This window comes from Phenylobacterium sp. P4_E10 (assembly GCF_056401675.1).
The window spans coordinates 67,059-83,978 of the sequence record NZ_JBFUIW010000008.1 but is presented as its reverse complement, the minus strand read 5'-3'; the positions used below and the strand labels follow the sequence as shown (position 1 = coordinate 83,978).

Annotated in this window: 20 protein-coding genes and 1 tRNA gene; 6 read left to right on the top strand and 15 right to left on the bottom strand. The window is 67.2% G+C overall.

The window, feature by feature from the left end:
- Positions 1-28 precede the first annotated feature (28 nt).
- From mscL to aroA, 5 genes are all read right to left on the bottom strand, one after another.
- On the bottom strand, positions 29-433 hold the full coding sequence (mscL, locus tag AC1DQJ_RS11320) for a large-conductance mechanosensitive channel protein MscL (protein ID WP_477603265.1): 405 nt from the start codon (positions 431-433) through the stop codon (positions 29-31).
- 79 nt (positions 434-512) lie between these two features.
- Complete coding sequence (locus AC1DQJ_RS11315; RefSeq protein ID WP_477603263.1) at positions 513-794, bottom strand: integration host factor subunit beta; 282 nt, start codon at positions 792-794, stop codon at positions 513-515.
- Between the two features lie 310 nt (positions 795-1,104).
- A complete protein-coding gene (rpsA, locus tag AC1DQJ_RS11310; RefSeq protein WP_477603261.1) occupies positions 1,105-2,814 on the bottom strand; it encodes a 30S ribosomal protein S1 in 1,710 nt (569 codons plus the stop codon).
- 190 nt (positions 2,815-3,004) lie between these two features.
- Positions 3,005-3,655 carry a (d)CMP kinase gene (gene cmk / locus AC1DQJ_RS11305; protein WP_477603259.1) on the bottom strand — a complete coding sequence of 217 codons (651 nt, stop codon included), beginning with the start codon at positions 3,653-3,655 and terminating at the stop codon, positions 3,005-3,007.
- The gene (gene aroA / locus AC1DQJ_RS11300; RefSeq protein ID WP_477603257.1) at positions 3,652-4,974 is read right to left on the bottom strand and encodes a 3-phosphoshikimate 1-carboxyvinyltransferase; all 1,323 of its coding nucleotides are present in this window, start codon (positions 4,972-4,974) and stop codon (positions 3,652-3,654) included. Before aroA ends, cmk begins: the two co-directional genes overlap by 4 nt.
- A gap of 122 nt (positions 4,975-5,096) precedes the next feature.
- Between aroA and AC1DQJ_RS11295 the strand changes: the two genes are divergently transcribed.
- The 4 genes from AC1DQJ_RS11295 to AC1DQJ_RS11280 all read left to right on the top strand — a co-directional run bounded on the left by AC1DQJ_RS11295 (position 5,097) and on the right by AC1DQJ_RS11280 (position 6,727).
- Entirely contained in the window at positions 5,097-5,564 is a 468-nt protein-coding gene (locus tag AC1DQJ_RS11295) for a TIGR02300 family protein (protein WP_477603255.1), read from the top strand.
- 118 nt (positions 5,565-5,682) lie between these two features.
- Positions 5,683-5,758: transfer RNA gene (locus tag AC1DQJ_RS11290), tRNA-Ala, on the top strand.
- Between the two features lie 256 nt (positions 5,759-6,014).
- Positions 6,015-6,428 carry an Hsp20 family protein gene (locus AC1DQJ_RS11285; RefSeq protein WP_477603253.1) on the top strand — a complete coding sequence of 138 codons (414 nt, stop codon included), beginning with the start codon at positions 6,015-6,017 and terminating at the stop codon, positions 6,426-6,428.
- A 44-nt stretch (positions 6,429-6,472) separates the two neighbouring features.
- On the top strand, positions 6,473-6,727 hold the full coding sequence (locus AC1DQJ_RS11280) for a DUF1150 family protein (protein WP_477603506.1): 255 nt from the start codon (positions 6,473-6,475) through the stop codon (positions 6,725-6,727).
- Between the two features lie 58 nt (positions 6,728-6,785).
- Here AC1DQJ_RS11280 and AC1DQJ_RS11275 read toward each other — a convergent pair whose 3' ends face one another.
- The 3 genes from AC1DQJ_RS11275 to AC1DQJ_RS11265 all read right to left on the bottom strand — a co-directional run bounded on the left by AC1DQJ_RS11275 (position 6,786) and on the right by AC1DQJ_RS11265 (position 8,609).
- On the bottom strand, positions 6,786-7,250 hold the full coding sequence (locus AC1DQJ_RS11275; RefSeq protein WP_477603251.1) for a PTS sugar transporter subunit IIA: 465 nt from the start codon (positions 7,248-7,250) through the stop codon (positions 6,786-6,788).
- Positions 7,251-7,324: 74 nt separating this feature from the next.
- Positions 7,325-7,963, bottom strand: coding sequence for a ribosome hibernation-promoting factor, HPF/YfiA family (gene hpf / locus AC1DQJ_RS11270; protein ID WP_477603249.1), 639 nt, complete (start codon positions 7,961-7,963; stop codon positions 7,325-7,327).
- Between the two features lie 31 nt (positions 7,964-7,994).
- On the bottom strand, positions 7,995-8,609 hold the full coding sequence (locus tag AC1DQJ_RS11265; protein WP_477603247.1) for an exopolysaccharide biosynthesis protein: 615 nt from the start codon (positions 8,607-8,609) through the stop codon (positions 7,995-7,997).
- A 290-nt stretch (positions 8,610-8,899) separates the two neighbouring features.
- Here AC1DQJ_RS11265 and AC1DQJ_RS11260 point away from each other — a divergent pair, with 290 nt between their 5' ends.
- Positions 8,900-9,943 (top strand): aspartate-semialdehyde dehydrogenase, encoded by a 1,044-nt coding sequence (locus tag AC1DQJ_RS11260; protein WP_477603245.1) that lies wholly within the window; start codon positions 8,900-8,902, stop codon positions 9,941-9,943.
- Positions 9,944-10,079: 136 nt separating this feature from the next.
- Here AC1DQJ_RS11260 and AC1DQJ_RS11255 read toward each other — a convergent pair whose 3' ends face one another.
- From AC1DQJ_RS11255 to AC1DQJ_RS11230, 6 genes are all read right to left on the bottom strand, one after another.
- Positions 10,080-10,889, bottom strand: coding sequence for a MetQ/NlpA family ABC transporter substrate-binding protein (locus AC1DQJ_RS11255; protein WP_477603243.1), 810 nt, complete (start codon positions 10,887-10,889; stop codon positions 10,080-10,082).
- 20 nt (positions 10,890-10,909) lie between these two features.
- On the bottom strand, positions 10,910-11,566 hold the full coding sequence (locus AC1DQJ_RS11250) for a methionine ABC transporter permease (protein WP_477603504.1): 657 nt from the start codon (positions 11,564-11,566) through the stop codon (positions 10,910-10,912).
- Between the two features lie 5 nt (positions 11,567-11,571).
- Positions 11,572-12,543 carry a methionine ABC transporter ATP-binding protein gene (locus AC1DQJ_RS11245; RefSeq protein ID WP_477603241.1) on the bottom strand — a complete coding sequence of 324 codons (972 nt, stop codon included), beginning with the start codon at positions 12,541-12,543 and terminating at the stop codon, positions 11,572-11,574.
- Between the two features lie 86 nt (positions 12,544-12,629).
- The gene (locus tag AC1DQJ_RS11240; RefSeq protein ID WP_477603239.1) at positions 12,630-12,779 is read right to left on the bottom strand and encodes a hypothetical protein; all 150 of its coding nucleotides are present in this window, start codon (positions 12,777-12,779) and stop codon (positions 12,630-12,632) included.
- A gap of 135 nt (positions 12,780-12,914) precedes the next feature.
- Positions 12,915-14,405 (bottom strand): RNA polymerase factor sigma-54, encoded by a 1,491-nt coding sequence (rpoN, locus tag AC1DQJ_RS11235; RefSeq protein WP_477603237.1) that lies wholly within the window; start codon positions 14,403-14,405, stop codon positions 12,915-12,917.
- Between the two features lie 180 nt (positions 14,406-14,585).
- Positions 14,586-15,329, bottom strand: coding sequence for a glutathione S-transferase family protein (locus tag AC1DQJ_RS11230; protein ID WP_477603235.1), 744 nt, complete (start codon positions 15,327-15,329; stop codon positions 14,586-14,588).
- Between the two features lie 101 nt (positions 15,330-15,430).
- On the opposite strand from AC1DQJ_RS11230, the gene AC1DQJ_RS11225 reads away from it, so the two are divergent.
- Complete coding sequence (locus AC1DQJ_RS11225; RefSeq protein WP_477603233.1) at positions 15,431-16,162, top strand: helix-turn-helix transcriptional regulator; 732 nt, start codon at positions 15,431-15,433, stop codon at positions 16,160-16,162.
- Here the strand turns inward: AC1DQJ_RS11225 and lptB are convergent.
- Positions 16,159-16,917 carry an LPS export ABC transporter ATP-binding protein gene (gene lptB, locus AC1DQJ_RS11220; protein ID WP_477603231.1) on the bottom strand — a complete coding sequence of 253 codons (759 nt, stop codon included), beginning with the start codon at positions 16,915-16,917 and terminating at the stop codon, positions 16,159-16,161. The genes AC1DQJ_RS11225 and lptB overlap by 4 nt on opposite strands.
- Positions 16,918-16,920: the final 3 nt, after the last annotated feature.

The window sequence follows — 16,920 nt, the reverse complement described above, 5'->3', positions numbered from 1 at the left end:
GGGCCTCGCGGGCGCCAAGCCAAGTCGTTTAGGGACGCGACTTCAGAAGATCGCGGATTTCGGTCAGCAGGGCTTCGCTCGGGGTCGGGGCGGGGGCCTCGGCCGGCTGGGCGCGGCGCACGGTGTTCACCGCCTTGACCAGCATGAACACCACCCAGGCCACGATCAGGAATTGGATCAGGGTGTTGACGAAGGCGCCGTATTGGATCGCCACCAGCTCGCTGACGGCGGTGGCCGGATCGTCGGGACGCAGCACGAACTGCAGCTTGGAGAAGTCCAGGCCGCCCAAGGCCAGACCAATCGGCGGCATCACCACCTGGTTCACCAGACTGTCGACGATCTTGTTGAACGACGCGCCGATGATCACGCCGACCGCCAAGTCGATCACGTTGCCGCGGGCGATGAACTCGCGGAATTCGGAGAAGATGCTCATGGTCCACCGTTGATCAGCGAAGGGCGGGCCAGGATCGGCCTGCCGCTTCCTCGCGGTCAACTGGAAACGAGCGCCGTCTCTATTCGGCGTTGAGGCGCTCGCGCAGCTCCTTGCCGCTCTTGAAGAACGGCACGTGCTTGGCGCGCACGTCCACGGCCTCGCCGGTGCGAGGGTTGCGGCCCGCGCGGGCGTCGCGCGAGCGGACCGACAAGGCGCCGAAGCCTCGCAGCTCGACACGGCCGTCGGCCTCGAGGGCCTGGATCATCCGTTCGAGAATGACACCGACCACGCGCTCGATGTCGCGTTGCGTCAGGTGCGGGTTTTCCTCCGCCAATTGGGCGATAAGTTCCGACTTGATCATGCCTATTCCGAGTCCCCGAGCCGTGGGGAGACGGCTCATAGGCGTTCAACTAGGAGCAATAGTTCGCCAAATCCAGGCGTGCCTCGCAAGAAATCGCTGGAAGCGAGCGGGACCATGGTCGAGTCCGCCTCGATGTTCAAGGCGCAAAGCGGGTAGATCACCCAACCAATCGCCCAGTTTCGCGAGTTTTCGACGGGCGCTCGATGTTTGAGCGCAGCGCGGCGTCAAGTTTTGGCGTCCGGGCAAAAGAAAACGGCGGACCGGTTTCCCGATCCGCCGTCAGCTTCAGACCTTCAGAAGGTCGTCAGGCTTATTCCTTGCCGGCCTTCTCGCGAAGGGCAGCGCCGAGGATGTCGCCCAGCGACGCGCCGGAGTCCGACGAACCGAACTGCTCGATGGCTTCCTTCTCGTCGGCCATTTCCAGAGCCTTGATCGACAGCGCGACGCGGCGAGCGGCCTTGTCGATGCTGGTGATCTGAGCGTCGACGCGGTCGCCCACGGCGAAGCGCTCGGGGCGCTGATCGCCACGGTCGCGCGACAGGTCGGACTTGCGGATGAAGGCCGTCATCGGGGCTTCGTCGTCGCCGAACTTCACTTCGATACCGCCCGAGGTGATCTCGGTGACGGTGACGGTGACGGTCTGCTTCGAACGATAGGTGTCGCCCTGCATCGGGTCGCCGGCCAGCTGCTTGATGCCCAGCGAGATGCGTTCCTTCTCGACGTCGACGTCGAGAACGCGCGCCTTGACCACGTCGCCCTTGTTGTACTTGGCGATCGCTTCTTCACCCGACACGGTCCAGTCGAGATCCGACAGGTGCACCATGCCGTCGATGTCGTTGTCGAGGCCGATGAACAGACCGAATTCGGTCGCGTTCTTGACTTCGCCTTCGACGGTCGAGCCGATCGGATGGGCGGCCACGAAGGCGTCCCACGGGTTCGCCATGGCCTGCTTCAGGCCCAGCGACACGCGGCGCTTCGACGGATCGACGTCCAGCACGACCACGTCGACTTCTTGCGAGGTCGAGACGATCTTGCCGGGGTGGACGTTCTTCTTGGTCCAGGACATTTCCGAGACGTGGACCAGGCCCTCGACACCGGCTTCCAGCTCCACGAAGGCGCCGTAGTCGGTGATGTTGGTGATCCGGCCGGTGAACTTCGCGCCCACCGGGTACTTGGCTTCCACGCCGTCCCACGGGTCGGACTGCAGCTGCTTCATGCCGAGGCTGATGCGCTGGGTGTCCGGATTGATCTTCACGATCTGGACCTTCACGGTGTCGCCGACCGCGAGCACTTGGCTCGGGTGGTTGACGCGCTTCCAGCTCATGTCGGTCACGTGCAGCAGGCCGTCAATGCCGCCCAGGTCAACGAACGCACCGTAATCGGTGATGTTCTTGACCACGCCTTCGCGGACTTCGCCCTCTTGCAGCTGGCTGACCAGCTCCGTGCGCTGTTCGGCGCGGGCTTCTTCCAGGATGGCGCGACGCGAGACGACGATGTTGCCGCGCGGACGGTCCATCTTGAGGATGGCGAAGGGTTGTTCCTTGCCCATGAGCGGGCCGACGTCGCGCACCGGGCGGATGTCGACTTGGCTGCCGGGAAGGAAGGCCGAGGCGCCGCCCAGGTCGACGGTGAAGCCGCCCTTCACGCGGCCCACGATCGTACCCATGACGGGTTCGTTCTTCTCGTAGACGCCTTCCAGACGGGTCCAGGCTTCTTCGCGGCGGGCCTTGTCGCGGCTGATGACCGCTTCGCCCATGGCGTTTTCGACGCGCTCCAGGAAGACTTCGACGGTGTCGCCGACCTTCAGGGTCGCCTTGCCTTCGTCATCGACGCCGAATTCCTTCACGGGAACGCGGCCTTCGGTCTTCAGACCGACGTCGATGATGGCGAAGTCCTTTTCGATGCCGACCACGGCGCCCTTGACGACGGTGCCTTCCATGAAGTCACGACCGCCCATCGAGGCGTCGAGCAGGGCGGCGAAGTCGTCGCGGGAGGGGTTGAGGCTAAGATCGTCAGCCATTGATGTTCTTTCGTACTTGGATGACGCCATATCCCGGAAAGGATGCGGGCCCAGCCGAACGGAAGTTCGGACGGAGTCCTGGCGTCAGGTTGAGGGTTGCGACCGATGACGCGGGAGACCCCGCGCCGGTGATTTGCCCGCAGCCGTGCGAGGAAAAGGCGCGGTTGGATTTGCGGGCCAGTCGCCTTCCTTAGGAAAGCTCCCAGCGCGCGCGCGCCGCCTCGACGATACGGCGGGCCGCATCGGTGGCCTGCTCTATAGTCATTTCACTGGTATCCAGCAAGACGGCGTCGTCGGCCTGCATCATCGGGCTGTCGGCGCGGCCGCCGTCGCGGGCGTCGCGCTTGAGGATGTCGGCCAGGATGTCCTCGTAGGTCACCGCCTCGCCCTGGGCCTGCAGCTGCTTGAACCGGCGCTCGGCGCGGACCTCGGCCCGGGCGGTCACAAAGAGCTTCGCCGGCGCTTCCGGCGCGATGACCGTGCCGATGTCGCGGCCGTCGATCACCGCCCCGCCCGGTCGGCGAGCGAATGCCTGCTGCATCTCGCGCAGGGCGATGCGGACCGGGGTATGCACAGCGACCCGGCTCGCGGCCTCGCCGGCCTCGCGGGTGCGGAAGGCCGGATCGGTCAGCATCTCGGCGGTCAGTTCGGCGGCCACCATGGTCGCCGCGTCCACGTCGTCGAAGTCGCCGCCATGCCGGTGCAGCAGAACCCCGACCGCCCGGTAGAGCAGGCCCGAATCCAGCATCGGCAGGTCGTAGGCCTCGGCCAGACGGCTGGCGATGGTGCCCTTGCCCGACGCCGCCGGCCCATCGACCGCGATGACGAACGGCCCCTTCACGATATGTCCGCGCCCATGCCGCGCATCAGCTCCACGAAGCCGGGGAAGCTGGTGGCGATCATGCCTGGCTCGTCCACGGCCACCGCCTCCTCCGAGGCCAGGCCCATGACCAGATGCGACATGGCGATCCGGTGGTCGCCCTTGGTCGTCACCCGCGCCCCGCCACCGACCAGGTGGTTGCCACGGGCCGAGCCGACCACGATCAGGGCCTCGGGCTCCTCCTCGACCCCGACGCCGCAAGCCGCCAGGCCCGCCGCCATCAGGGCGATGCGGTCGCTTTCCTTCACCCGCATCTCGCCGATGCCGCGCATCGCAGTCTGGCCGTCGGCGAACGACGCCGCCACCGCCAGGATCGGATACTCGTCGATCATCGAAGGCGCGCGCTCCGGGGGCACCTCGACGCCCTTCAGCGCCGAATGCCTGGCGGTGATGTCGCCCACCTGCTCGCCGCTTTCCTCGCGGACGTTCGAGATGACCAGGTCCGCGCCCATCTCCTGCAAGGTCGTGAACAGGCCCGTGCGCAGTTCGTTGAGCAGCACGCCCTCGACCGTCACCTCGGAACCCGGCGTCACCAGCGCCGCCACCAGCGGGAAGGCGGCCGAAGAGGGATCGCCCGGCACCCGCACGGTGGTTCCCGTCAGCTTCTGTCCGCCCGGCAGGGTGATCCAGCGGCCGTCGGCCCGATCCTCGACCTCGACGGTCGCGCCGAAGGCCCGCAGCATCCGCTCGGTGTGGTCGCGGGTGGCCTCCGGTTCGATGACCTGGGCGCCCCCCTGCGCGTGCAGACCAGCCAGCAGCACCGCCGACTTCACCTGGGCCGAGGGCTCCGGCAGCCGATACGACAGATATTTCAGCGCCCCGCCCTGCAGGGTCAGCGGCAGGCGACCGTTCGATCGGCCGACGAAGCTCGCGCCCATCTGCCCCAGCGGCCCCAGCACCCGGCGCATCGGACGACCGCGCAGCGACTCATCGCCGGTGAAGGTGGCGGCGAATGGGAAGCCGGCCATGGCGCCCATGATCAAGCGAACCCCGGTACCGGCGTTGCCGCAGTCAACGACGTCGGCCGGCTCGGCGAAGCCGCCCTGGCCCTCGACGCGCCATCGTCCCTCGCCTAGCCGTTCGACCTTGGCGCCGAAACTGCGCATCGCCGCGGCGGTGCGCAGCACGTCATCCCCTTCGAGAAGCCCTTCGATCTCCGTCGTCCCTTGCGCCAGGGCGCCCAGGATCAGCGAACGGTGAGAGATCGATTTGTCGCCTGGGGCGCGCACGCGGCCCCGCAGCGGGCCGCCGCGTTTCGCGGTCAGTCCTGCCGACGTCATGGGATGGCAAGCCTCCTTAAGGCCTTGCTGTTTTTCGAAAAGGGGTTTGCTTTTGACAGCGCTCCCCGCCCATGGCAAGGGAGCCGGCTTCAATTCCCTATCGCTCAAAGAGGCTCAGCCCCTTGGCCAATCCCGAACTGGGTGCAAAGCAGATTTGCCCCAACTGCCAGGCGAAGTTCTACGACCTGCAGCGCCGGCCTGCCCATTGCCCGAAATGCGCCAATGAATTCGATCCGGACGAAGCCGTCCGGACCCGCCGCGTCCGCGCCCGCACCTCGCCCGTCGATCACGAGCACGAGGAAGCCGAGGATCAAGTCCGCGGCAAGGCCGTCGAGGACGAAGAAGAAGAAGAAGACGAGGCCGTCACCCCGGAACTCGACGAAGTCGCCAACGAGCCGCCGCTCGTTTCGGACGATGACGACGAGGCTCCCGACGCCACGCCGGAAGACCAGCTCTCCGAGTTCACCGAGGACGACCTCGAGGACGAGGAAACCGACGACGTTCCGTTCCTCGAGGACGAGGACGAGGACGATTTCGACGATACGGAAATCGAGGGTCTCCCGGGCGAAGGGGACGACGACGACCGGTAAATCCGGGGTGCGACAACCCACCCAAAAAAATCTCTCCGGGGTGGGTTGATCGCACGAAACTCTCAGACTAGGTTCCGCGCCTCTTCGGGGGGCCACCTCCTGAGAGACCCGAGACCTCGGGGCTATAGCTCAGCTGGTAGAGCGCTTGAATGGCATTCAAGAGGTCAGCGGTTCGACTCCGCTTAGCTCCACCATGGAGGCCCGCAGTTAGCGCTGCGGGCCTTCGCCTTTTCCGGGCCATCGCGCATCGACTCGCCCGGGAGCATCGCTCAAGAACCTAGAGCGTGACAGCGCCGCAACCGGCATCGACGTGCGGCTGTCCAGCCCGCGGCCCGCCCGCTTCGGCCGCCGTTGAAATCGACCGCTGCAATCGCCACATCTGTTCCAACCGGACCGCCGCGCCAGCTTTGGGCGGAGATTCGGGGAGTCGCTTAAACCGAGGACTCTGGAATGAACCGGTCGCTTGTCTTCGACAGCCCCTTCCTGCTGGGCTTTGATCATACCCGCAGTCTCATCGAGCGCGCCGCCAAGGCCGCTGCGGAGAGCTATCCGCCCTACAATGTCGAAGACCGTGGCGACGGCGCCTTGCGGATCACCCTGGCCGTGGCCGGCTTCGCGCCGGACCAGCTGCAGGTGACCATCGAGGACCGCCAACTTATCGTCGCCGGCAAGCGCGAAGGCGCTGCTGACGAGGCCTACCTGCACCGCGGCATCGCGGCTCGGGGCTTCGTACGCACCTTCATCCTGGCCGACGGCATGAAGGTCGATAGCGCCACCCTGGCGCATGGCTTGCTGCATATCGACCTGGTCCGGCCCGAGCCGGAACGGCTCATCCAGCGGATCCCCATCAAGACGGCCGGCTGAACCGGCGGCCGTTCGACGCGTTGAGTTTTACGGAGGTGGTCATGATGACGCCCGCACTGACGACTGAAGCTTTCGCTGCTCTTGGAGCCCCGGACCTCGTTTACGTCCGCCCGATCAAGGCTGCCGAGATCATCGCCAGCACGCCTGCTGCACAGATCCAGGGGTTTCAGCTCGATCCCGATCAAATTCTCTATGCGGTCCACCGCGCCGATGGCGAACGCCTAGCGGTGCTGACCGACAAGGACTCGGCCATGGCCGCGGCCCTGGCGCACGAGCTGGCGCCGGTCTCGGTCCACTAGATTGAACGAAGCCCTTGGGCGGGTCCGGCGGGCCCGCCCCCGTCCGGAACGGGCTGCCTTAAGCCGCCGCTGACGGCATTTCCTGAACTAGCAGAGCATGCACCGCGTCAGGCGTCCGCGTCTGGCGCAGGCGCTCGCGCAGGTCGCCTTGGCGCAGCAGGCGCGAGACCCGGGCCAGGGCCCGCAGATGCTCGGAGCTGGCGTTCGGCGGCGCGAACAGCGCGAAGATCAGGTCCACCGGCTGTTCGTCCACCGCCTCGAAGTCGACCGGCTGGTCCAGCCGCACGAAGACGCCGCGCATGCTGCTGAGGCCCGGCAGGCGCGCATGCGGCACGGCGACGCCGTGTCCGACGCCGGTGGAGCCCGCGTTCTCGCGCTCGATCAACGCGTCGAGCACCACTCCAGCGTCCAGGCCGAACTGCCGCCCAGCGATTTCCGCTGCTACGGCCAGGGCCTGACGCTTGCTGGGCGCGCTCGCGCGTACCGCGATAGCGGCGCGATCCAGGATGTCGCCAATCTGCATAGTTCTCGTGACGCCCAAACTCGACAGCTGGCCCGACCTACGTCCGGCTCCAGGAATAGAGGACGAACCAGCGCCTAGACGCTGGCTCCGTTCACTCCGGTCCCATTGAGCGATTTCGTACGTTCGGGATCGATCCAGCCGATATTTCCATCTGGCCGGCGGTACACCACGGACAAGCCCCCGTGAGCGGCGTTCCTAAACACGATTGTTTGAGATTCCGTCAAGTCCAACTCCATGACCGCCATCGAAACGGTCATCTCCCGGACTGGCTTTTCCGTTTCAGCGATTACCATTGCCGAAGGCGGTTTGTTCAGGGCCTGCGGCGTTTCGCCGTCATCCCAATCGACATCCTCGTCGCCCTCGGGCGCGCGGATGACGAAGTAGGACGCGGTTTCCGCCAGCTTGGCGTTCGCGGCGGCCGAGTGACTCTTCAAGCGGCGCTTGTAGCGCCGAATGCGCGTCTCGATCTTGGCGAGCGCTGCGTCGAACGCGCCGTGAGCGTCGGTGCCCAGGCCGTGGGACTGCAACGCCTGGCCTGAGGCCAGCTTCACTGCGCAATCGACTCGGAAGGAATGACCCTCTCGACTGACCACGACATCGGCGTCCCCGCCGCGTTCGAAGTACTTGCCGATCGAGCCCGTGATTTCGTCGGTGACCCGCTCTCGCAGGGCCTCCCCGACGGCGACATGCTTGCCGGAGACTAAGACTTGCATGCCCTATCAACGCGCCGGAGCAGCGAAGGTGTCAAGCGCCCCCAAGCCAGTTCACGAGAAGGCGAACTCCACCGATCACGGCGTCGGCGGCGACATACAGAAGAAAGGCGCTGAACCCCGCCAGGACCCAGCCAGCGGCCGCAAAAAGGCCATCGCGCTGGAACAGCGAAAACCCGAAGATCCCGATGGTCAGGGCCGGCAGCAGGTTGCCGAGCGGGATCGGCAGGATCAGCACGAACGACAGCAGGCTGCAAACAACCCCGATCACGCGCTCGCCGATCGGGTTGAACATGATCGGCAACCGCGGGCGGGAAATCTTCTCGAACCGCTCGACCCAGGGCAACAGCCGGCCGAACGCCTTATTGAGATCTGTCCCGCTGATCCGTCGGGCGTCGACCGCGCGCGGCAGCCAGGGCGCCGGCACCCCCATCGCCACCTGCGGGGTCAGCAACAGCAGCGGGGCGCCCAGGATGGTCGAGGAACCAGGCGGCAGCGGCAGCAGGTTCGGCAGGGCGAAGATGAACAGCAGCGCGCCGAACGCGCGGGTGCCGAACACGTCGACGATTTCGCCCACGCTGACGCTCTCGCGCGCGCTCAGGTCGCGGATGATCCGGGAAATAGGGGCGCGGTCGGTCTCGTCGTCCATTCCGTCCGCTGCGGTCCCTCCTGCGCCACATCGCGACGACAACGCGCAGGCTCAGGATGATTTGGCTCACAATTCGCCATTTACAACTAGGCGCTCTTTGACTTATCGGAGCGGCATGCGTCGTTCGACCATTAAAAACGCGATTAAAATCACCATGCCCGCGGGGCTTGGGGATTCGCGCGTGCTCGCCGCGTAAGACCCCAAGGACCCCGCCGGCAGGCCGGGGTCGCATTCCACGAAACGCGAAAGACCCTGGCCTTCCGGAACTCATCACCGGAGACGATAGAGCCATGCTTTCCACCGAAGTCGCCCACCCCGCCGGCCAGCGCCTGTTCAACGTCGCCATCGTCGGCGCCACCGGCGCCGTCGGCGTCGAGCTGATGGAGTGCCTTGAGCGCCGCAACTTCCCGGTCCGGGCGCTGAAGCTGCTGGCCTCGCCGCGCTCGGCCGGCCGCACCTACCAGTTCCAGGGCCGCCAGGTCGCCGTCGAGGCCCTGACCGCCGACTCGTTCACCGGCGTCGACATCGCCCTGTTCTCGGCCGGCGCCTCGATCAGCCGCGAGTTCGCGCCGATCGCCGCCGCCAAGGGCTGCCTGGTGGTCGACAACTCTTCGGCCTTCCGCATGCAGGACGGGACGCCGCTGGTGGTGCCCGAGGTGAACGGCGGCCTGCTGGCCGACCGGCCGCGCATCGTCGCCAATCCCAACTGCGTGGCCGCCATCGCGGTCATGGCGCTGCAGCCGCTGCACGCCCACAGCCCCATCGCCCGGGTGATCGGCGCCACCTATCAGTCGGCCTCAGGCGCCGGCGCCGCGGCCATGGCCGAACTCGAGCAGTCCACCGCCGCCTATCTGGCCGGCGAGGCCTTTGAGCCCAAGGTCCTGCCGCACCCCTACGCCTTCAACCTGTTCAGCCACAACGCCAGCGTGGACGCCGCCAGCGGCTACAACGGCGAAGAGCTGAAGGCGATGGAGGAGATCCGCAAGATCATGTCGGCGCCGGACCTGCGGCTGTCCTTCACCTGCGTGCGGGTGCCGGTGCTACGCGCCCACTCCATGTCGCTGACTGTGGAGTTCGAGCGTCCGGTGACCCCGGCCGAGGCCGAGGAATGGCTGGCCGCGGCGCCCGGCGTGAAGCTGGTCAACGACGCCCAGCGCAACCACTTCCCGATGCCCAACGAAGCCTCCGGCGCCGACGACGTGCTGGTCGGCCGCATCCGCGCCGACCTCTCCGACCCGACCGGCCGCACGCTCAGCCTGTTCGCGGCCGGCGACCAACTGCTGAAGGGCGCCGCCCTCAACGCCGTCCAGATCGCCGAGCAGCTGGCGCGGTAGGGACTCTCAATTCCTCCCCTCTTGGGGGAGGTGGATCGGCGCGCCGCGCCGAGACGGAGGGGGCTTGCGGAGTCAGCAATCCCCCTCCGTCGGCCTTCCGGCTGGCAGCTCCCCCAGCGGGGGAGCAACTCGACGGCTAGAACGCCGGCTGCACCGCGCCGCCGTAGGTCTTCGCGATGAAGGCCTTCACCTCCGGGCTGGTCAGCGCCTTGGCCAGCTTCTGCACGCGCGGGTCGTCCTTGTTGTCCGGCCGGGCGACCAGCAGATTCACATAGGGGCTGTTGCCGTCCTCGAGGATCAGCGCGTCCTTGGCGGGGCTGAGGCCGGCGTCGAGGACGTAGTTGGTGTTGATCACCGCCAGGTCCAGTTCGCCCAGCACCCGCGGCAGGGTCGCGGCCTCCAGCTCCTTGAACTTCAGGCCCTTCGGATTGGCGACGATGTCGTTCAGGGTCTGCAGCGGGTTGGCGGGATCCTTCAGGGTGATCAGTCCGCCCTTCTGCAGCAGCAGCAACGCCCGGCCGCCGTTGCTCGGCTCGTTGGGGATCGCCACGCTGGCGCCCTGCGGCAGGTCGGCCAGGCTCTTGTGCTTCTTCGAATAAGCGCCGATCGGCTCGATGTGCACGCCGACCACCTTCACCAGATGGGTGCCGCGCGCCTTGTTGAACTCGTCGAGATAGGGCGCGGTCTGGAAGTAGTTCACGTCCAGCTGCTTTTGATCGACCTGCAGGTTGGGCTGCACGTAGTCGTTGAACACCTTCACATCCAACTTCACGCCTTCCTTGGCCAGGATCGGGCGCACCACCTCCAGGATCTCGGCGTGCGGCACCGGCGTCGCGGCGACCACCAGGGTGTCGGAGGCGCCGCCGCCGGCGGCCGGCTTCTGCCCGCAGGCGGCCAGCGCCAGGGCGGCGGCGACGGCCAGGATCAGGTTGCGCTTGGTGAGCATGGAATTCGTACCTCTCGCGCTCAGCGTCGGCTGAGCTTGATGACCAGGCGGTCGCCCGCCCATTGCAGCCCCTGAACCAGGGCCAGCAGCAGCAGCACCGTCACGACCATGACGTCGGTCTGGAACCGCTGATAACCAAAACGGATGGCCAGATCGCCCAGCCCGCCCGCTCCGACCACCCCGGCCATGGCGGTGTAGGAGACCAGGGCGATGGCGGTGACCGTGGCGCCGGCGACGATGCCCGGCAGCGCCTCGGGCAACAGTGCTCCGAACACGATCTGGCGCGGACTGGCGCCCATGGCCTGGGCCGCCTCGATCACGCCCTTGTCCACCTCGCGCAGGGCGGTCTCGACCAGCCGGGCGTAGAACGGCGCGGCGCCCACCACCAGCGGCGGGATCGCCCCGGCCACGCCGAGCGACGTCCCGACCAGCAGCATGGTCAGCGGGATCATCACGATCAGCAGGATCACGAACGGCACCGAGCGCAGCACATTGACCGCGAACGACAGCGCTCCGTGCGCGACTGGATTATCCAGCAGCCGCCCCTTGCCGGTTAGGAACAGGATCACCCCCAGCGGCAGGCCCAGCAGCACCGAGAACCCCAGCGAGCCCAGCAGCATCACCAGGGTGTCGATGGTCGCCTGGCCGATGTCGGCCCAGTTGATGTTGGCGAACATGGCGCTCACGCCTCCTCGACGCGCACGCCGGCGGCGCTGAGCCGCTCGCGCGCCTTGCCGACGTCGCCGCCGACCAGCGAGACCAGCAGCTGGCCGTAGGGCTCGTCGCGAATGCGGTCGATGCGGCCGGCCAGGATCGAGTAGTCGACGCCGGTGTCGCGGGCGATGCGCCCCAGGATCGGCTCGAAGGTGGCCTGGCCGCGGAAGGTCAGCCGCAACGCCCCCGGCGTGGCGCTGGCCCCCAGGCCGGCGGCGTCGGCCACCAGGGCCCGGGTCACCGCGTGTTGGGGATGCAGGAACACCTCGGCCACCTCGCCGCTCTCCACCACCGAGCCGGCGTCGAGCACGGCCACGCGGTGGCAGACCCGGCGGATCACCTCCATCTCGTGGGTAATCAGCACGATGGTCAGACCAAGCTCGCGGTTCAATTCGGCCAACAGGTCGAGGATCTGTTCGGTGGTCTGCGGGTCCAGCGCGCTGGTCGCCTCGTCGCACAGTAGGATCTTCGGACCGTTGGCCAATGCCCGGGCGATCCCCACCCGCTGCTTTTGCCCGCCCGAAAGCTGGGCCGGATACTTGTGCGCCTGGTCGGCCAGCCCGACCCGCGCCAGCAGCTGCGCGACTCGCGGCCCGATCTCGGCCCTCGGCACGCCGGCCACCTTCAGCGGATAGGCGATGTTGTCGGCCACGGTCTTCGAGGCCAGCAGGTTGAAGTGCTGGAAGATCATCCCGACCCGGCGGCGCAGGGCCCGTAGCGCACCCGCGCTCAGCGCGCCGACATCCTCGCCGTCTGTGACCACGCGGCCGTCGCTCGGACGCTCCAGCCCGTTGATCAGGCGGATGAGTGTGGACTTGCCCGCCCCCGATTGCCCGATGACCCCGAACACCTCGCCGGGCGCGACTTGCAGGGTGACGTCACGCAGCGCCGGCGCGGGCGCGCGCGCAAAAGTCTTGCCGACGGATTGAAAGCTGATCACCGCACATCCCTAGCCCGAGACTTGGGATGCTCAAGACAGAATTTCTCGGCAAGGCCGTAGCTAGGGGCCGATCATGCCCCCACTGCCTAGCCGGTCGGGTTCAGCACGCCGATGATGGTCGCCACCGAGAACCCGAAGAATAGGCCCGAGGAGGCCAGCAGCAGCACGAACAGCACCGCGTACTCGGTGCTGTTTCGCGACATCCGCTCGGTGTGATGCTCTTTGACGGTTTCCATGTGTCACGGCTCCGGTTGACGTCGATTCAACGCGCCGAAGGCCGGAGGCGTTCACTTCGCCCGACGCCGCCTCAGGCACGTCGCAATACACAAGGAGAACTCCTCCCCCAACGCGGGGAGAGATGGTGAAGGCAGTTAAACTGCTTCCTTCAGCATCCGCCGACGTTCCACCGACGACGGGATACGCATGGCTTCGCGATACTTGGCCACAGTGCGGCGCGCGATGTCCACACCGGTCTCCTTGAGGATCTCGACGATCCGGTCGTCGGAGTGCACGTCGCGCTCGCCGCGCTCGGCGTCGATCAACTGCTTGATCTTGTGACGCACGCTCTCGGCCGAGTGCGCTTCGCCGCCCAAGGTGGAGGCGATCGAGGACGTAAAGAAGAACTTCAGTTCGAACAGGCCGCGCGGGGTGGCGATGTACTTGTTCGAGGTCACCCGGCTGACGGTCGACTCGTGCATGCCGATGGCGTCTGCCACGGTCTTCAGGTTCAGCGGCCGCAGGTGCTCGACCCCGAAGGCCAGGAAGCCGTCCTGCTGGCGCACGATCTCGCTGGCCACCTTCAGAATGGTCTTGGCCCGCTGGTCGAGGCTCTTCACCAGCCAGTTGGCGCTGGCCATGCAGTCGGCGACGAACACCTTTTCCTGGTCGGTGCGCGCGCCGCCGGCCACCCGGGCGTGATAGCGCTGGTCGACCAGCAGCCGCGGCAGGGTGTCGGTGTTCAGCTCCACGTGCCACAGGCCGCCCAGGCCCTCGCGCACGAACACGTCCGGGGCCACCGGCTGGCTCGGCTCGCCGCCGAACGCCGCCCCGGGCCGCGGGGTCAGGCCGCGCAGCTCGGCGACCATGTCACGCATGTCCTCGTCGTCGACGCCGCAGATTTTGCGCAGGGCGCCCATGTCGCGGCGAGCGAGCAGCTCGAGATTGTCGAGCATGGCCAGCATGGCCGGATCGCAGCGGTCGCGTTCCTTGAGCTGCAGCATCAGGCACTCGCGCACGTCGCGGGCGAACACCCCGGTCGGCTCGAAGCCCTGCAGCGCGGTCAGCACGCCTTCGACAGCGGCCAACTCGCAGCCGAGCCGCTCGGCAGTCTCAACCAGATCGATCCGCAGGTAGCCGCCCTCGTCGACCCCGTCGATCAGCACCGCGGCGATCACGCCTTGGGCGGGCGAAAGGCCCGCCACCGCCAGCTGGTCGTGCAGATGTTCGCTGAGCGTCTTTTCGCGGGTCAGGCGGCCTTCGAAATCCTCGGTGTCCTCGAACCCGCCGCCCTTGCCGGCCTTGGACCAATCCACCGCGCCGCCGGCGTGCTGGGCTTCCTGGGCGTCGCCGGTGGCGTGCTCGCCAGGCGAGGCCTGGTCGTGGGAGGTGTCCATGTCGGCCGCGGCCGCGTGGTCGGAAAGGTGTTCGGACGAAGCGGCCTCGGCCTCGCGCGGCGCTTCCTCGCGGTCGCCCTCTGATTCGCGCTCGTCCCGCTGCAGCAGCGGATTGCGCTCCAGCTCACCCTCGACGAAGGCTTCGAGCTCAAGGTTCGACAACTGCAGCAGCTTGATCGCCTGCTGCAGCTGGGGGGTGATGACCAGCCCCTGCCCTTGCCTGAGCTCCAAACGCGCGCCGAGCGCCAACTTTGCCTCCTGGCCTGTTTCTTGCTGGCGAGGTTAGCGCGCGCATCACCACCGATTAGTTAACCGCGCGGCGAAGGCTCGCCGGCGCGCGATCGGCTGCGTTTTTCGGGTTTTCCCGCCGGGTCGCGTCCGCGCCGGCGTGGAGTTCGCAGGCGCAGGCGTTAATTCTTGCCGACCGGGCTAGGCCGCGACCGCCTCCGCCGGCAAGTTGAGCGGCCGCCAGGCGAACTCCGGATAGACCCCGGCCATCATGCGGTCGACATAGGCCGCCAGGTTGCCGAAGGTCATCGCGCGGTCGCGGATCGGCGCGTCGAAGAAGGGCGTCATCAGCCCGGCCAGCATCCCGAACGCGATGGCGTCGACGCTGGTCGGCCGGCATCCCATCAGAAACGGCTTGTCGCCCAGCAGCGCCGAGAGCGCCGCCAGCGAACGCACGCCCAGAGCCAGCACCTCGGGCTCCGAATGGCGGCCGACCCCGACCGCTCGGATGTTCTCGGCCACTCGGCCCTGGATGTCGCGGCGCATGCCCTCCTGCATTTCCGGCGGCATGGCGTTGAAGAACTGGGCCGGGCCCTTGGCGTAATTCTCAGGGATCAGCCAGCGCACGTGGGCGAGCGTCCAGCCGAAGTGGTTCTCAATCATCCGCTCGATGGCCCAGGCCTGGGCCCGTTCGACCGCGCAGAGCCCCTCGTCGAAATCGACGCCGTACTTCCGTTCCAGGTGCAGCCGGATGAAATGGCTGTCGGCGATCAGTTCGCCGTCATCGTCCAGCCAGGGCAGCTGGCCCTTGGGCGACAGGTGCGGCATGGCGAATTCCTTGACGTAGTCCAGCCCCGCCATCCGCAGATGGACCTCGGTCTTGGTGACATAGGGGCTGACCTCGGGAAGGCCGAAGTTCGCGCCGGCTCCGTAAAGCGTGATCATGACGTCTCTCCCTCAAAGAACGTCATTGGCTTAGAACTCACCTACTGACAGCATGCTGTCAGCATCGCTCCCCGATGCTGCCCCCCATGAAGCGGATCTCCATGCGACGCGCCGATCGCCTGTTCCAGATCATCCAGATCATGCGCCGGGCGCGAGCGCCCATCACCGCCGACGCCATCGCCGAGGAACTCGAGACTTCCAAGCGCACGGTCTATCGCGACATCGCCACCCTGATGGGTCAGCGGGTGCCGATCCGTGGCGAGGCCGGCATGGGCTATGTGCTCGACCAGGGCTTCGACCTGCCGCCGCTGATGCTGACCCCCGATGAGATCGAGGCCGCGGTGCTCGGCGCGCAGTGGGTGGCCAGCCGCGGCGACCCATCGCTCGCAAGGGCCGCCCAGGACCTGATCGCCAAGATCGGCGCCTCGGTCCCTGAACGCCTGCGCCCGTTCGTGCTGGAGCCGGCAGGCCGCGCCGTGCCCGGTTGGCGCACTCAGCCGCCGGACCTGCTGGACATGGCCCAGGTTCGCGCTGCGATCCGCGGCGGCCGTAAGATCACTCTGAGATACCGCGACGAGCAGGACCGCGAGAGCCGGCGCACCGTCTGGCCGGTCACGGTCGGCTATCACGAGACGGTGCGGATGCTGGTCGCCTGGTGCGAGCTGCGCACCGATTTCCGCAACTTCCGCACCGACCGGGTGCTCGACGCCGAGTTCTTGGAAGACCGCTTCCCCGAACGCCCCTCGCTGCTGCGGGCCCGGTGGCGCGCGGCCATCGAGGAGGAACGACGGCGGTATCGAGAACGGGAAGCCGCGGCCGAGGCGGAAGCCTAGCCGAACCGCTCGCCGAGATAGACCCGGCGCACTTCGGGGTCGTCGACGATCTGGTCGGGAGTGCCTTCGAACAGCACCTCGCCGGCATGGATGATCGAGGCGCGGTCGATGATGTCCAGGGTCTCGCGGACATTGTGGTCGGTGATCAGGATGCCGATGCCGCGCCCCTTGAGGTAGGTGATGACCTCGCGGATGTCGGCGATGGCCAGCGGGTCGATGCCGGCGAACGGCTCGTCGAGCAGCATGAACGACGGTTCGCTGGCCAGGGCCCGGGCGATCTCCACCCGGCGGCGCTCGCCGCCCGACAGCGAGATGGCCGGGGAATTGCGCAGGTGCTCGATGCGCAGTTCCTGCAGCAGCTCGGTCACCGCCGTCTTGGCCCGGCTCTGGCTGCGTTCGCGCAGCTCGACCACGGCCATCACGTTCTCTTCCACGGTCATGGCCCGGAAGATCGAGGTTTCCTGCGGCAGATAACCGACGCCCATGCGGGCGCGCTGGTACATCGGCTGTTGGGTGATGTTCTCGCCGTCCAGATAGATCGAGCCGTAGTCGGCCGGGATCAGGCCGGTGATCATGTAGAAGCAGGTGGTCTTGCCCGCCCCGTTCGGGCCCAGCAGGCCCGCCACCTCGCCACGCGCCAGGCGCAGCGAGACGCCCTTGACCACGGGACGCTTGCGGAAGGACTTGCCGATGTTGTCGACAACCAAGCCTTCCCCGGCAAGGGCCGGGAGGGAATCGGAGGCGTCGGCCTTCAAGGG